This is a genomic window from Streptomyces sp. NPDC022910, assembly GCF_055561075.1.
The window spans coordinates 239435-254778 of sequence record NZ_JBVHHL010000003.1 but is presented as its reverse complement, the minus strand read 5'-3'; the positions used below and the strand labels follow the sequence as shown (position 1 = coordinate 254778).

13 protein-coding genes and 2 pseudogenes are annotated in these 15344 nt (G+C 68.6%); 7 read left to right on the top strand and 8 right to left on the bottom strand.

Annotation, left to right across the window (positions count from 1 at the left end):
• The first annotated feature begins 225 nt into the window (after positions 1-225).
• The 3 genes from ACZ3TS_RS04525 to ACZ3TS_RS04515 all read left to right on the top strand — a co-directional run bounded on the left by ACZ3TS_RS04525 (position 226) and on the right by ACZ3TS_RS04515 (position 4137).
• Positions 226-1551: a PhoH family protein gene (locus ACZ3TS_RS04525; RefSeq protein ID WP_467613582.1), complete on the top strand. Its 1326-nt coding sequence runs from the start codon at positions 226-228 to the stop codon at positions 1549-1551.
• 395 nt (positions 1552-1946) lie between these two features.
• On the top strand, positions 1947-2660 hold the full coding sequence (locus ACZ3TS_RS04520; protein ID WP_467613581.1) for an aggregation-promoting factor C-terminal-like domain-containing protein: 714 nt from the start codon (positions 1947-1949) through the stop codon (positions 2658-2660).
• Positions 2661-2829: 169 nt separating this feature from the next.
• Positions 2830-4137, top strand: coding sequence for an AI-2E family transporter (locus ACZ3TS_RS04515; protein WP_467613580.1), 1308 nt, complete (start codon positions 2830-2832; stop codon positions 4135-4137).
• A gap of 137 nt (positions 4138-4274) precedes the next feature.
• Here the strand turns inward: ACZ3TS_RS04515 and ACZ3TS_RS04510 are convergent, their stop codons facing one another.
• Both ACZ3TS_RS04510 and ACZ3TS_RS04505 read right to left on the bottom strand, forming a co-directional pair.
• The gene (locus tag ACZ3TS_RS04510; RefSeq protein WP_467613579.1) at positions 4275-4808 is read right to left on the bottom strand and encodes an alkyl hydroperoxide reductase; all 534 of its coding nucleotides are present in this window, start codon (positions 4806-4808) and stop codon (positions 4275-4277) included.
• 3 nt (positions 4809-4811) lie between these two features.
• Positions 4812-5366: a peroxiredoxin gene (locus tag ACZ3TS_RS04505; protein WP_467613578.1), complete on the bottom strand. Its 555-nt coding sequence runs from the start codon at positions 5364-5366 to the stop codon at positions 4812-4814.
• 159 nt (positions 5367-5525) lie between these two features.
• Between ACZ3TS_RS04505 and ACZ3TS_RS04500 the strand changes: the two genes are divergently transcribed.
• On the top strand, positions 5526-6482 hold the full coding sequence (locus ACZ3TS_RS04500) for a LysR substrate-binding domain-containing protein (protein ID WP_467613577.1): 957 nt from the start codon (positions 5526-5528) through the stop codon (positions 6480-6482).
• 121 nt (positions 6483-6603) lie between these two features.
• Positions 6604-6777, top strand: coding sequence for a hypothetical protein (locus ACZ3TS_RS04495; protein WP_467613663.1), 174 nt, complete (start codon positions 6604-6606; stop codon positions 6775-6777).
• Between the two features lie 60 nt (positions 6778-6837).
• On the opposite strand, the gene ACZ3TS_RS04490 is transcribed toward ACZ3TS_RS04495, so the two are convergent.
• From ACZ3TS_RS04490 to ACZ3TS_RS04470, 5 genes and pseudogenes are all read right to left on the bottom strand, one after another.
• Positions 6838-9168 (bottom strand): ABC transporter permease, encoded by a 2331-nt coding sequence (locus tag ACZ3TS_RS04490; protein ID WP_467613576.1) that lies wholly within the window; start codon positions 9166-9168, stop codon positions 6838-6840.
• On the bottom strand, positions 9165-9854 hold the full coding sequence (locus ACZ3TS_RS04485; RefSeq protein ID WP_467613575.1) for an ABC transporter ATP-binding protein: 690 nt from the start codon (positions 9852-9854) through the stop codon (positions 9165-9167). Before ACZ3TS_RS04485 ends, ACZ3TS_RS04490 begins: the two co-directional genes overlap by 4 nt.
• Complete coding sequence (locus ACZ3TS_RS04480; protein ID WP_467613574.1) at positions 9851-10375, bottom strand: PadR family transcriptional regulator; 525 nt, start codon at positions 10373-10375, stop codon at positions 9851-9853. Before ACZ3TS_RS04480 ends, ACZ3TS_RS04485 begins: the two co-directional genes overlap by 4 nt.
• Before the next feature lie 125 nt (positions 10376-10500).
• Positions 10501-10725 (bottom strand): annotated as a pseudogene (locus tag ACZ3TS_RS04475) (type II toxin-antitoxin system antitoxin); the annotation flags it as partial.
• Between the two features lie 70 nt (positions 10726-10795).
• Positions 10796-10906: pseudogene (locus ACZ3TS_RS04470) on the bottom strand (SPFH domain-containing protein); the annotation flags it as partial.
• Between the two features lie 238 nt (positions 10907-11144).
• On the opposite strand from ACZ3TS_RS04470, the gene ACZ3TS_RS04465 reads away from it, so the two are divergent.
• Together ACZ3TS_RS04465 and ACZ3TS_RS04460 are read left to right on the top strand one after the other, a co-directional pair.
• Positions 11145-13496, top strand: coding sequence for a transglycosylase domain-containing protein (locus ACZ3TS_RS04465; protein WP_467613573.1), 2352 nt, complete (start codon positions 11145-11147; stop codon positions 13494-13496).
• Between the two features lie 77 nt (positions 13497-13573).
• Entirely contained in the window at positions 13574-13831 is a 258-nt protein-coding gene (locus tag ACZ3TS_RS04460; RefSeq protein WP_467613572.1) for a hypothetical protein, read from the top strand.
• Here the strand turns inward: ACZ3TS_RS04460 and ACZ3TS_RS04455 are convergent.
• Positions 13818-15281 carry a catalase gene (locus ACZ3TS_RS04455; RefSeq protein ID WP_467613571.1) on the bottom strand — a complete coding sequence of 488 codons (1464 nt, stop codon included), beginning with the start codon at positions 15279-15281 and terminating at the stop codon, positions 13818-13820. The genes ACZ3TS_RS04460 and ACZ3TS_RS04455 overlap by 14 nt on opposite strands.
• Positions 15282-15344 lie beyond the last annotated feature (63 nt).

Below are 15344 nucleotides of genomic sequence, written 5' to 3'. Positions count from 1 at the left end.
ACCCGAACCACGGGTGTCGTATCTCAGCGGGCGGCTCGGGGCCGTCCGCCCGGGAGGCCCTTTGCACCAGCTTGACCGTGCGGTCACGGCACGGAAGAAGCAGCGGAGGGCCGGTCCTCGGCCCGTGCATCGCGGCCGTCGACCGGTCGGGATTTCTCCCGCCCTGCCCCACCCGGCACTCCACTCCGTCGCTCCCCGACCTCATCCGAGGGGGTACGTCCTTCCGTGGTGACCAGCACAAAGCGCCATAAGCCAGATCGGCGCACCTATGTTCTCGACACCAGCGTCCTGCTGGCCGACCCGAACGCCCTGACCCGCTTCGACGAGCACGAGGTCGTGCTCCCCATCGTCGTGGTCACGGAGCTGGAGGCCAAGCGGCACCATCCGGAACTCGGCTACTTCGCCCGTCAGGCCCTGCGCCTGCTCGACGACTACCGGGTCCGGTACGGCCGTCTGGACGCCCCCATTCCGATCGGGGACCTCGGCGGAACCGTCCGGGTCGAGCTCAACCACTCGGACCCGAGCGTGCTGCCCACCGGGTACCGCCTGGGGGACAACGACTCCCGCATCCTCGCGGTCGCCCGCAACCTGCAGGCCGAGGGATTCGACGTCACCGTCGTGTCGAAGGACCTGCCGCTGCGGATCAAGGCGTCCTCCGTCGGCCTTCTCGCCGAGGAATACCGCGCGGAGCTGGCCATCACGGACTCCTCCGGCTGGACCGGGATGTCGGAACTGACCCTGTCCGGCGAGCAGGTGGACATCCTGTTCGAGGAGGGGCACGCACACGTCCCCGAGGCGGCCGACCTGCCCGTGCACACCGGCCTGACGATCCAGTCGGAGCGGGGCAAGGCGCTCGGCCGTGTCACGGCGGAGGGCAGCGTCCGTCTGGTGCGCGGGGACCGGGAGGCGTTCGGCATCAAGGGCCGCAGCGCGGAGCAGCGGATCGCTCTCGACCTGCTGCTCGACCCTGACGTCGGGATCGTGTCGATGGGCGGCCGGGCCGGCACCGGCAAGTCGGCACTGGCGCTGTGCGCGGGCCTGGAGGCGGTGCTGGAGCGCAGGCAGCACCAGAAGGTGATGGTCTTCCGGCCGCTGTACGCGGTCGGCGGCCAGGAACTCGGCTATCTGCCCGGCACCGAAGCCGAGAAGATGAGCCCCTGGGCGCAGGCGGTCTTCGACACGCTGTCCGCGGTCACCAGCCGCGAGGTCATCGAAGAGGTCACCGCACGCGGGATGCTCGAGGTCCTCCCGCTCACCCACATCCGCGGCCGCTCGCTGCACGACGCCTTTGTCATCGTGGATGAGGCCCAGTCACTCGAACGGAACGTACTGCTGACCGTTCTGTCCCGAATCGGCGCGAATTCACGGGTCGTTCTGACTCATGACGTGGCCCAGCGGGACAACCTGCGGGTGGGTCGGTACGACGGAGTCGTCGCCGTGGTGGAGAAGCTGAAGGGGCATCCGCTCTTCGCCCACGTCACGCTGACGCGGTCCGAGAGGTCCCAGATCGCTGCCCTTGTGACCGAAATGCTCGAGGACGGTCAGATCTGACCCAAGTGCTCAACTTGAGATAGTTACCCGTCGGTTGGCGCCGTCCGGCAAAGGCCTAGAGCCTAGCCGGGCGGCGTCTTCGCGTGTGGGCTTTCCGGAAATCTGCTGGGCCAAACGGGATGTGAGCTTTCACACCCAACTCAGAATTGCCACCCGGCGTCCGGTTACGGCAGAGTCTCACTCCTGTCAGGCCCCGCATACGACACACCTGTACCCCCAGCGGTACGGCACAACAGCAGCATCAGAACTCCATAGCGCCGTCGTATGCCGCCCGAGCACCACGCGGCCGCTCCCGTCAGGGGGCTGCCCACCGGGCCCGTGCCTCCCGTGACCCCGCAGTTGGGAGGCCAGCGTCAGGGGCACGATTGCGTCCGCCAGGGTCACCGAAGCGGGCGATGCTGGAAGGAAACCGTGTGAGCCGGATCTCGGTCCGGGGATTCGCAGTGGCCTCGGCCACCGCGGTCACCGCTGTCGGCGCCGTCACCGGTGTTGCCTCGGGCAGCACTGGGCAGCCCTCGAGCGACGCCGAGGCGCTGGCAAGCGACTCGACGCTGCTCGCTGACATACCCGCGGGTCAGCAGGCCCAGGTGCAGACCGCGTCCCTGACGCAGCAGGCCGACGCACAGGCCATCGCGGCGGACGCGAGCGCCAAGAAGGACGCCGAGGCGGCGGCCCGTAAGCAGGCGGCTGCGGACGCGATCGCCAAGCAGAAGGCCGCGCAGAAGGCCGAAGAGGCAGCCAAGGCACGCAAGGAGGCGGCCCTCGCGGCCAGCCGTGCGTCCCGTGACGCCTCCAGCTTCCCGGTCCAGAGCTCCTACACCGTCGCGCAGATCCAGGCGATGGCGCGTCAGATGGTGGCGGCAGACCAGTTCCAGTGCTTCAGCAACATCGTGGACCACGAGTCCAGCTGGAACTACCGCGCGGTCAACGCGTCCTCCGGTGCCTACGGTCTCTTCCAGGCCCTGCCCGGTTCCAAGATGTCCTCGGTCGGCGCCGACTGGCAGACCAACCCGGCCACGCAGATCAAGTGGGGCCTCAACTACATGAACGGCCGGTACGGCAGCCCCTGCCAGGCCTGGTCGTTCTGGCAGGCCAACCACTGGTATTGAGCCGCGGGTCCGCCGTGCGGCCGCTCAACCTCACGAAGCCCCTCACCGTCTATGGGTGAGGGGCTTTGACCGTTCATGGCCGCGGGGCCCCGCCATGTACGGTCGGAACCGACGACTCCAGGGGGGAGCGGTGGGGAGCACCCGAGGACACGGGGGAAGAGGACGGATCATGTCGCAAGTGCCAGGGTGGCTCTCCCGGCTCGGCGCCGGACTGACCCAGGTGGGGGAGCGACTGGACGAACGCCGCGCCGAGGTCGAGAAGGAGCACGCCGAGCCCGAGCCGCCCCCGGCGGCGGACGGCGTCCCGCCACCACCGGCATACGCGCCCGATGTACAGGGGCGCCCGCACCCCGTCGAGGCGGTGCCGTGGGGCGTACGGGTCGCGGCCGAGGCGGGCTGGCGGCTGCTCGTCCTCGCGGGCACCGTCTGGGTGTTGATGCGGGTCATCAGCGCCGTCCAGCTGGTGGTGCTGGCGTTCGTGTGCGCGCTGCTCATCACGGCGTTGCTGCAGCCGACCGTGGCGCGGCTGAGACGTCACGGTGTGCCCAGGGGCCCGGCGACCGCGCTGACCGCGATCCTCGGCTTCGTCATCATGGGCCTCATCGGGTGGTTCGTGACATGGCAGGTCATGGAGAACATCGACTCGCTCTCCGGCCAGATCCAGGACGGTATCGACGAGTTGCGCAAGTGGCTGCTCAACAGCCCCTTCCACGTCACGGACAAGCAGATCAACCAGATCGCCAAGAACCTGCGTGAGGCGATCGGCGCCAACACCGACCAGATAACGTCGGCAGGCCTGGAGGGCGTGCAGGTCGTCGTCGAGGCCCTGACCGGCATCCTCCTGACGATGTTCTCCACTCTCTTCCTGCTGTACGACGGCCGGCGCATCTGGGAGTGGACGCTGAAGCTGGTGCCGGCGGCGGCGCGGCCGGGTGTGGCGGGTGCGGGCCCGCGGGCCTGGCGCACGCTGACGGCCTACGTCCGCGGCACGGTGATCGTGGCCCTGATCGACGCGACCTTCATCGGCCTGGGCATCTACTTCCTGGACGTCCCCATGGCCGTGCCGCTCGCCGTCTTCATCTTCCTCTTCTCCTTCATCCCGCTCGTGGGCGCGGTGGCGTCGGGCGCGCTGGCCGTGGTGGTGGCGCTGGTGACGCAGGGCGTCTTCACCGCCATCATGACGCTGGTCGTGGTCCTGGCCGTCCAGCAGATCGAGGGCCACATCCTGCAGCCGTTCATCCTGGGCCGGGCGGTGAGGGTCCACCCTCTGGCGGTCGTCCTGTCGGTGACGGCCGGCGGAATGGTCGCGGGGATCGGCGGAGCGGTGGTGGCGGTGCCGCTGGTGGCGGTGTCGAACACGGTGGTGGGCTATCTGCGCTCGTACGCGAGTTCGGGAGTGCCACGCCGCCTTCCCCAGCCGACGCCGGTGTCGCAGTCGGAGACGTCAACGCCACAGGACAGCACGCCCGACGCCTGACGAGGATTCAGCCTGTCCGGCGTGTGAGGACGAGGCCGTTGCGGCCGAAGGAGGGTCTGGGGCGAAGCCCTCGGAGGCGGCCACGACAACACGGAGGGCCTCGCCCACCAAGGGTGAGCGAGGCCCTCAACAGCCGCTTACTCGGAGAGCACGGCCTCCGCGTCCAGCGTCACGCCGACCGCCTGGATCACCGAGGCGATCTTGAAGGCCTCCTGGATGACCTCACGGTCGACGCCCGCCTTGCGGAGCACCTGCTCGTGCGAGTCCAGGCACATCCCGCAGCCGTTGATGGCGGAGACCGCGAACGACCACAGCTCGAAGTCGACCTTGTCGACCCCGGGGTTGCCGATGACGTTCATCCGCAGACCCGCGCGCAGGGTGCCGTATTCGTGGTCCGAGAGCAGGTGGCGGGTGCGGTAGAAGACGTTGTTCATCGCCATGACGGCGGCCGCGGACTTCGCCGCGGTGTACGCGTGAGGCGTGAGGTTCGCCTTCGCCTCCGGCGCCAGCTCGCGCAGCACGATCGGCGAGCGTGCGGCGATGGCGGTCGCCAGCACCGTGCCCCACAGCTGCTGCGCCGGCAGGTCGGAGTTGCCGATGACCGAGCCCAGGTTGAGCTTCAGGTCCTTGGCGTAGTCCGGAATGGCGGACTTCAGGGAGTCGAGGGACATCGCTCACTCACCGGCCAGCAGCTTGACCGGGTCGAGGGTCTGCTCGCCCTTGCTCCAGTTGCACGGGCACAGCTCGTCGGTCTGCAGGGCGTCCAGGACCCGCAGGACCTCCTTCGGGTTACGGCCGACGGAACCAGCGGTCACCATGGTGAACTGGATCTCGTTGTTCTGGTCGACGATGAACACGGCACGCTGCGCGAAGCCGTCCTCGCCCTCGATGCCCAGGGCGCGCATCAGCTCGTGCTTCGAGTCGGCCATCATCGGGAACGGCAGGTCGCGCAGATCCGGGTGGTCCTTGCGCCAGGCGTGGTGCACGAACTCGGAGTCACCGGAGAAGCCGAGGATCTGGGCGTCACGGTCGGCGAACTCGTCGTTCAGCTTGCCGAAGGCCGCGATCTCGGTCGGGCACACGAAGGTGAAGTCCTTGGGCCACGCGAAGACGATCTTCCACTTGCCCTCGTAGGTCTTGTGGTCGATCTGCTCGAACTCCTTGCCCTTCTCCAGCGAGACGCAGGCGGTCAGTTCGAACTCGGGGAACTTGTCACCGACAGTGAGCACACGCTCTCCTTGCAGCACAGAAACACCGTGTACACAAGATGCTTCTCATGGGTTGGACGGTCCCGATCCTGGCACACGGTGCATTGATTCAGGAAATAGCTACACTCGGTCGCGTTGATCGACGACGACTATCAGTGACTACCGGTAAGGGGTGCGGCCATGGGCGGGACCAAGGGCAGCGGGCGCCGTCAGCCCACTCTGGCCCAGCTGCGGGCCTTCGCGGCCGTCGCCGAGTACCTCCACTTCCGGGACGCGGCCGCCGCGATCGGCATGAGCCAGCCCGCGCTGTCCGGCGCGGTCTCCGCACTCGAGGAGGTCCTCGGCGTCACCCTGCTGGAGCGCACCACCCGCAAGGTGCTCCTCTCGCCCGCCGGCGAGCGCCTCGCCGTACGGGCGAAGGCGGTGCTGGAGGAGGTCGGCGCCCTCATGGAGGACGCGGAAGCCGTCCGTGCACCCTTCACCGGGGCGCTGCGGCTGGGTGTGATCCCGACCGTCGCACCGTACCTGCTGCCGACCGTCCTCAAGCTCGTCCACGACCGCTATCCCCACCTGGATCTGCAGGTCCACGAGGAGCAGACCGCCAACCTGCTCGACGGACTCACCACCGGCCGGCTCGATCTGCTGCTGCTCGCCGTTCCCCTCGGCGTGCCCGGTGTCGTCGAACTCCCGCTCTTCGACGAGGACTTCGTGCTCGTCACGCCGCTCGACCACTGGCTCGGGGGACGGGAGGGGATACCCCGCGAGGTCCTGCGGGAGCTGCGCCTGCTACTGCTCGACGAGGGCCACTGCCTGCGCGACCAGGCCCTCGACATCTGCCGGGAAGCCGGCCGCGAGGACATGCCCGTGACCACGACCGCCGCCGGGCTGTCCACCCTCGTGCAGCTCGTCGCCGGCGGCCTCGGTGTCACTCTTCTGCCGCGCACCGCGCTCAAGCTGGAGACCAGCCGCAGCAATCAGCTCCTCACCGGCTGTTTCGCGGACCCGGCGCCGACGCGGCGCGTCGCCTTCGCGATGCGCGCGGGCGCCGCGCGGGGCGCCGAGTACGAGGAACTGGCCCAGGCGCTCCGAGACGCGCTGCGCCCGCTGCCCGTGCGGGTCCTGGGGCCCGACTCCTGAGATTTCCCGAGCGGCCGCGCACACATACTCGGTCATTCAGGCGTCCGATCGGCGCAGTCGGGGGCGTCCGTACGGAGGGCCTTGACCAGGCCCATCACCTGGTCGGAGAAACCCCTCCGGCGTGGTCGACATGTCGACGGGGACGCTGCTGTCGTACGAGACCGTGGACAACCACCCGCCCGAGGTTCTCGACCTCCTGGCAGGCGCGACCCTCGCCCTGTTCCAGGAGCGCACGGTCGTGATGATCGAGGACGTGCTCGAGGAGCGCCGGGGATCGGCAACGACAACCATGTGAACGCGTGCGGGCCCCTCCCGGTCAGGGGGAGGGCCCGCACGGTGGGCCGTCGGCTGTCGGCTACTCCGTACGCAGCCCGTCCGGCCGCATCAGCCGCAGCAGCGGAGGCAGGCTGAGCAGCGTCACCAGGAGGACGACCCCGGCGCCGATGCCCGTCATGGACAGCACGCTCGGCCAGTCCACGCGGACGGTCTGGCCGGTCATCCTCAGCAGGACCGCGCCCAGAGTCAGACCGACCGCCGATGCCAGCACCAGTCCCAGCGCGATCGGGATCGCCGTCTGCCACAGCACCGACAGGCTCAAGGTGCGGCGCCGGGTGCCGAAGGCGACCAGCGAGGACAGCAGCTTCTTGCGCTCGCGCAGCTGCTCCAGCTGCGACACCAGGAGGCTCGCTCCGATCAGCGCCAGCACACAGGCGGCGCCCACGAACAGCCCCGTGCGGATGGAGGTGTACCTGTTGGACCGCTCGGTGGCCGCCCAAACCATCGTGTCCGCCCGCACGTCGACCCGGGCCGCCGTGTTCCGTACGTACTCGCGTACGTCCGGCACGGCCGGGTCGAGCGACAGGTAGATCTGCCCGGTGACCGCCGCCGTGGCCCGCCCGGGCAGCGCGCTCGGTGTCATCAGGATGCCGCCACGCCGCACACCCGTCGGATCCTTCATCGACTGAGCCTGTTTCAGCTGCGCCGGCACGGTCCAGGCGACCTCGCGGTTGCGCTCATCGGAGTAGGACGGATCGATGTAGAGCGTCCGGCCCGGCTTGGCCAGCTTCGGCGTGTCGGTGTCGTACTCGCCGCCCCGTACGGCGAACACGTCACCGTCGCGACACGAGGGAAGCGACGCCAGCTCGCGCAGGGCGGCACAGTCGCCGACATTGAGGTCCATGCTCGCGTCGGGATCCTTGCGCCTTTCACCGATGGTGCCGCCGGAGAGCGCCGTGACTTTCCGTACGCCCTTGGTTCCGACGAGCTGCCGGGCGGCCGCGTCGACCGGCACCCCGCTCGGCAGGTGCACCTGCATCTGTGCCCGTGAGAGGTCGTTCTGGGACTGCTTGGTGTAGTCGCTCTCGACCCCGGCGAACAGCATCTGCAGCGCGATCGCCCCGGCCACCGCCACCGCGATGCCGTTGACCATGCGGGCCGCGGTGCCGCTGCTCAGCTGCAGCCTGCGCACGGCCAGTTGCCAGGCGATGCCGCCCTGGCCGAGCCGGGCGACGACCGTCTCCACGATCCACGGCAGCAGAGCGGTCACGCCGACGAGCAACAGGATGACGCCGCCGGTGACCAGGTACTGGTTGAAGTCCCCGTTGTCCCGCCCCTGGCCGACCATCGGGTAGAGCATCGCGAGCCCGCCCAACGGCAGCAACAGCCGCCACCACAGCCGGCGTCGAGTCGGGCGCGCTGTACGCACCACTCCGAGCGGCTCGATGACGACCCTGCGCAGCGTGAACAGCGTGACCAGGACCGCGGCCGCCGGGACCGCGATCGCGACGAGCACGGCGAGGGCGGGCGACGGGTTCAGATAGCTGGGGAACACGCTGACGTCGAGGAGCTCGACGGAGCCCCCGGCCTGACGTCCGATCAGGAAGAACACCATGCCGAGGACCAGCCCGAGCAGGGCCCCCGCGAGCGCTTCGCCCGCGGCGATCCGGCGGGTCATCCCGCCGTCGGAGCCGACCAGCCTGAGCGCCGCGAGCCTGCGGTCCCGCCGCTCGCCGCCGAACCGCACGGCCGCGGCGATGAACACGGCGACCGGCGTCAGCAGCACCACGAAGACGACGAGGGACAGCAGGACCAGCACCGGATCCGACTGCTCGGTGGTCGGGTTCGGGTCGCCGAAGCGGTCGATCCGGGCCACCGTCGATCGGTTGATCTTTGCGGCGAGGTCGTCCGCCCCCGCGTAGTAGGCGAGTTCGGCAGAGCCGATGAGCCCGCGCTCCCCGATGGTCCCGACGATCCGGTACGGCAGTCGCTCCCTCAACAGCTTCCCGCTGTCGGAGACGAGCAGCTCCTTCAGCGCCGGAAAGACCACCATGTCCCCCACCGCCGGGAACTCGTCCACCCCCGGCGGAAGCGGCGCCCGTACCCCCTCGGGCTCCATCAGCCGCCCGCGCACGTCCTTCTCGTGGTACGTCGTGTCGATGTCCGCGATCACAAGGGTGTCGTCGGCCCTGGGCAGGGTCTTGCGGCCGTACGTGTAGTCCAGGCGCGCCTCCTCGCGGTCGTGCCGGACGGTCAGCGCGTTCGGCAGCGCGGTGGTGAGCAGCAGCAGAGCCACGCCGAGACCGACGCCGACGGCCGTCAGGAGAACCCGGGCCCATCCTTCGCGTCCGCCGGTGAAGGCGAAACGGACCCCCATGGCCAAGTCCCTGCACCACTGACGCGTCCTCATACGACGCGCTCCATGTCCCGGGACTTCCCGTCCCGTACGACGATCTCGCGGTCGGAGTACGCGGCCACCCGTGCCTCGTGCGTGACCAGCACGACGGCCGCGTTGGTGGACCGGGCCGCCTCGGTGAGCAGCTCCATCACGCGTTCGCCGTTGAGCGAGTCGAGGGCGCCGGTGGGCTCGTCCGCGAACAGCACACGCGGGCTGGTGACCAGCGCGCGGGCGACGGCGACGCGCTGTCCCTGACCGCCCGATATCTCGCCGGGCCGCTTGCCCGCCAGGTCGTCGACCTCGAGCCGCTCCATCCAGGACAGGGCGGTGCTCTCGGCCGCCTTGCGCGACGTGCCGCTCAGCCGCAGCGGAAGGGCCACGTTCTCGACGCAGGTCAGTTCTGGCACGAGCTGCCCGAACTGGAAGACGAACCCGAACTCGGACCGCCTGAGCAGACTGCGCTCGGCGTCGCTCATGCCGGCCATCTCGCGGCCGTTGTACATGATCGAGCCCGAGTCGGGTGGCACGATCCCGGCGAGACAGTGCAGCAGGGTCGACTTGCCGGAGCCGGACGGACCCATCACCGCGACGATCTCGCCCGGGTGGATGGAGAACTCGGCGCCGTCGAGGGCGACGGTCGGCCCGTACGCCTTGCGCAGGTCCTCGGCGGCGAGCAGGGAACCGGGAGGAGCAGTCACTTGGCCACCGCCTCGGCGAGCTTGTCGAGACGTGCTGCGGTCAGCTCCAGCCAGCGCAGGTCGGCCTCGAGATGGAACAGGGCGTGGTCGCAGATCAGCTGGTCCGCCAGATCGCCCTTGCGCTTGCGGTCGGTCAGGATCCGCATCATGCGCAGGTGTTCGGCGCGCTGGGTGTCGAGGATGTCGGCGGCGTTGCGGTGTGTGAGCAGGGCGAGGACGACCTTCGTGTAGAGGGTCGACTGCAGATACGGCTCGGGCTTCTCCGGAGTCGCGAGCCATCGCTGTACGTCGGTGATCCCGGCGTCGGTGATGGCGTAACGCTTCCGCTCGGGCCCGCCGCCCGCCTCGATGCCGTCGACTTCGACGAGCCCGTTCTTCAGCAGCCGGGACATCGTCGAGTAGACCTGGCCGTAGTGCAGCGGCCGGTCATGACCGAACTTCTCGTCGAAGGCCCGCTTCAGGTCGTAACCGTGACGGGGCCCGGACTCCAGGAGTCCCAGGAGGGTGTGACCGATGGACATGGGAAGCACTCTACATACGGCGTATACACCCCGCGTATACATAGCGCGTATAGATCCCGGTCGAGTGGGCGTCCTCGCTGGTGAGGGCCGATTGTCACGGTTCTGCTACACGGCTGCAGCGGGGTCTATGCTTCGGGCTCGCCTGAAGCCGGCGGACGCCCCCGGCGGGGGGTCGGCCTGGTTCCGCCGGGCAGGCGGCCCGCCTCCGCGAGGGCGCGCCGGAGGAGGAACTCGATCTGTGCGTCGGCCGAGCGCAGATCGTCCGAGGCCCATCGGGCCAGGGCCTCATGGGTCAACGGGTCCAGCCGTAGTAGTACCTGCTTTCGTTGCTGCGGCCGACGCTGGGGGCCGGATCCCCGGAGGGATCCGTCACTGGTGGAGCGATCCCGTGTTGAGTGCGGGCGGCGGCGCCCTGTCCCCGCCGAGCGCCGGCGCGAGACCGCCGACGACGCTGTGCGCGGTGAACTCCCGGACTCGCGGCGCGGGCATCTCGGGTATGTCGCCGGTGGCGGAAACACCATGTGCGGACATGGGTGGTTTCACCCGTTTCATCCCATAGCTCGACTCTAGCGAAGTGATAACGCATTCTCCGGTCCGACAACCATCCGCGCCTCCCGATCGTCGGTTCCGGTGAGGCGGGTGCTGATTGTCACGTCCGCAAAAGGCGGGATCGGCAACCCTTTGTCATACCGCGCGGTGTTAGCTTTCTGAGCTGACCTGAGCCACGTACCTGTGTGACACACGAGAACGAAGCGGAGCGGATCGACTCATGGGACGAGCGGAAGAGAGACGAGCGCGGCAGCGCGGTGGCCGCCGCGCGGCGCCCAAGCGCTCGTCCGGGGTGGCAGGCTCCGCGTCCATCGGCACGGGCGGCGCGCCGGCCGGAGGCCGGGCCGCCGCGCGCGGCAGGGCAGCCAAAAGCAAGAAGAGCGGCATACGCAGGTTCTTCACCTGGAAGTCGGTCCTCGGCTCGCTGTTCGGCTTCGTGCTCTTGGTCATGGGTGCGTTCGTACTGCTGTACGTGATGACCCCCATTCCCGCGGGCAACGCCGCCGCCAAGCTGCAGAGCAACGTCTACAAGTACAGCGACGGCACGATCCTCGCCCGCACCGGCGAGATCAACCGCGAGAACGTCGACCTAGCCGAGGTGCCCAAGGACGTTCAGCACACCTTCGTCGCCGCCGAGAACAAGACCTTCTACCAGGACGCGGGTGTCGACCTGAAGGGCACCGCCCGCGGTCTGCTCAACACCGTCTCCGGCAAGGGCGCACAGGGTGGTTCGACGATCACCCAGCAGTACGTCAAGAACTACTATCTGAACCAGAACCAGACCGTCACGCGCAAGCTGAAGGAACTGGTCATCTCGCTGAAACTGGACCGCCAGAAGTCCAAGGACTACATCCTCGCGGGCTACATCAACACCAGCTACTACGGCCGTGGCGCGTACGGCATCCAGGCCGCCGCGCAGGCGTACTACGGCAAGGACGCGAAAGACCTCACGGTCGAGGAGGGCGCGTACCTGGCGGCGCTGCTCCAGGCGCCGAGCCAGTACGACTGGGCGGTCGCCACCGATACCGGCAAGAAGCTGGTGCAGGCTCGCTGGAACTACGTGCTGAACAACATGGTCGGCCAGAACTGGCTGGACGCGGGCAAGCGCGCGGCCATGAAGTTCCCGGTGCCGAAGACGCCCAAGGGGGCGCCCGGCATGGAGGGGCAGACCGGCTATCTGGTGGACGCGGCCAACGCGGCACTGGAGAAGCAGCTCGTCGCCCAGGGCACCGCCTCCTCGCTCGGTGACGCCGAGGCGCTCGTGAAGGCGGGCGGCTGGACCATCACGCTGAACGTCGACAAGAAGAAGCAGGCCCAGCTGGAGCAGGCCGTCAAGGACAGGCTGACCAGCAAATTGGATGCCAAGAAGCGTTCCGTCGACGGTGACGTCCAGCCCGGCGCCGTGTCCGTGGACCCGAAGACGGGCCGCGTGCTTGCCATGTACGGCGGCGCGGACTACCTCAAGCACTTCACCAACAACGCCACCCGCCGCGACTACCAGCCCGCCTCCACCTTCAAGCCGCTGATCCTCGCGGCAGCCCTGGACGAGCAGGCCAAGACGCAGGACGGCCGGGCCATCACCGCGAACACGATCTACGACGGCACGAGCGGCCGCCCGGTCAAGGGCAGCGACATCGCCTTCGCCCCGCCGAACGAGGACGACCAGAACTACGGCGACATCACCGTTCAGAAGGCGATGAACCAGTCCGTCAACTCGGTCTTCGCGCAGATGGGTGTCGACGTCGGCATGGAGAACGTGCTGAAGGTCGCGAACTCGCTCGGCCTGGACACCAAGGGCCTGCAGGCCGTGCCCGCACAGACCCTCGGCTCCATGGGCGCCAGCCCGCTGGAGATGGCCGGTGTGTACGCGACCCTCGACAACCACGGCAAGAAGGTCACCCCGGCGATCATCAAGTCGGCGGAGCACAAGGACCGTACGGTCGACCTCCCCGACCCGATCGGCGATCAGGTGATCACCCGCGAGGCCGCCGACACGGTCACCTCGGTGCTCACCGGCGTGGTCGACGACGGTACGGCCAAGGTGTCGGTCGCGAGCAACCCCGCCCGCGACGGCCAGCAGGTGGCGGGCAAGACGGGTACGTCCGACAACAACAAGTCGGCGTGGTTCACCGGTTACACGCCGGACCTGGTCACCTCGGTCGGTCTGTTCGGCGAGGATTCCAAGACCCATGCCCAGGTCACCCTGAAGGGCGCCACAGGTCTCATCCCGGGCAGCGGCCGTATCAACGGCGGTGGCTACCCGGCGCAGATCTGGGCCGCGTACACCTTCGGGGCGATGGGCAGCGTCAGCAAGTTCGACCTGGAGACCACGCAGGGCGCGGCGGTCCAGCCGACCGTGTCGCCGACGATCACCCAGTCGCCGACCACGACCACCCCGTCGACGACGCCGACCACGCAGCAGCCGACGTCCCAGCCACCGACGATCACGGCTCCGACGACGCCGACGCAGACGCCCACCCAAACACCGACGACGAACCAACCGACCACGCCGCCGGCCACGACCCCGCCGACGACGCCGCAGAACCCGCTGAAGCCACAAGCCGATCAGTAGCGCTCTTTACGTGATCTTCGAGACGTACAACCTCCCGGCTCACGAGACAGAGCCTCGGCACCTGCACCCCGCCGACCGTGGGCCGAGACCTGTCCCTGCTGACGGCCCCCGCGTCGCTCGCCCTGTACCTGCGGGGATGCCTCCACGTCCCCTTCCTGGAACGGCAGGACATCGGCAACGCATGCGCGAAGAAAGCCGAGGGGATCCGCGTTGCCGCGTTCCACGGCGACTTCGTTCCGCTGGGACTCGTATGCCACCGGTCCTGTGACCGCCCCTGTCCCGCGCTCGTGCGGGACAGGGGCGTCCCGGAAGCGGGCCGGTTCAGCCGCCGTTGACGTTGTGGGCGATGCGGTCGCCGACCTCCTTGTCGATGTTGCGCCAGTACTGCAGCGCGCGGTCGAGGACCGGACGGCTCACGCCCTGCAGCAGGTGCCCGCTGACGTTGGAGACCAGCCGGTCGCGGGCCGCCTCGTCCAGGACCTGGCGGACCATCGTGTGGGCCTGGCCGAAGTCGTCGTCCTCGCGGTGCAGCCGGTAGGCCTCCCGCACCATCTCGCCCGCCGTCTCCCAGCCGGCGGGGTCGCCGAACTGCTGGACGGCCGCGGCCGGTCCGCCGTAGGAGTTGGGCGCGTACGGCCGCGCGGTGTGCGCGGGGTCGTAGCGCATCGGACCGTCCTTGGCGTAGGAGCGCACATCCACGCGCGGCCGGTTCGGCGGCAGCTGGGTGTAGTTCGGGCCGATGCGGTAGCGGTGGGTGTCGGGGTACGAGAAGAGCCGACCGAGCAGCATCTTGTCCGGGGACGGACCGATGCCCGGCACCATGTTGGACGGCTCGAACGCGGCCTGCTCGATATGGATGAAGTAGTCCTCCGGATTCTTGTTCAGGGTCATCCGGCCGACCTCGATCAGCGGGTAGTCGCCGTGCGGCCACACCTTGGTCAGGTCGAACGGGTTGAACCGGTAGTCCGGCGCGTCGTCGAACGGCATCACCTGGACGTGCATCGTCCACGACGGGTGATCGCCGCGCTCGATCGCCTCGTACAGGTCACGGCGGTGGACGTCGGCGTCCTTACCGGCCAGTTCGTCGGCCTGCTCCTGCGTGAGGAAGTCGATGCCCTGGTCGGTTTTGATGTGGTACTTGACCCAGAACTTCTCGCCGCCACCGTTGATCCACATGTAGGTGTGGGACGAGTACCCGTTCATGTTCCGGTACGTCTTCGGGATGCCCCGGTCGCCCATGAGCCACGTCACCATGTGCGCGGACTCGGGGGAGAGGGTCCAGAAGTCCCACTGCATGTCGTTGTTGCGCAGCCCGGTCATCGGGTGGCGCTTCTGGGAGCGGATGAAGTCCTGGAATTTCTGCGGATCACGGACGAAGAAGATCGGCGTGTTGTTGCCGACCAGGTCGTAGTTGCCGTGGTCCGTGTAGAACTTGAGCGCGAAACCACGGGGGTCACGCCAGGTGTCGGGGGAGCCGAGCTCGCCCGCCACGGTCGAGAAGCGCGCCAGCATCTCCGTGCGCTTCCCGGGCCGGAACAGGTCCGCCTTGGTGAACTGGCTTACGTCGTTGGTGACTTCGAAGGTTCCGTACGCGCCACTGCCCTTGGCGTGTACCACCCGCTCCGGGACCCGCTCCCGGTTGAACTGGGCCATCTTCTCGATGAGGTAGTGGTCCTGGAGCAGGATCGGGCCGTTCGGACCGACGGTGAGCGAGTGCTCGTCGCTCTCCACCGGGATACCCGAATTGCTGGTGGTGTAAGGAACCGACTGGGGTACGTGGGTCACGAGCGTCCTCCCGTCGTTCAGAGGGGTCGGTCAGGTCGCTTCGCTCACCCCAGCAGTCAACTC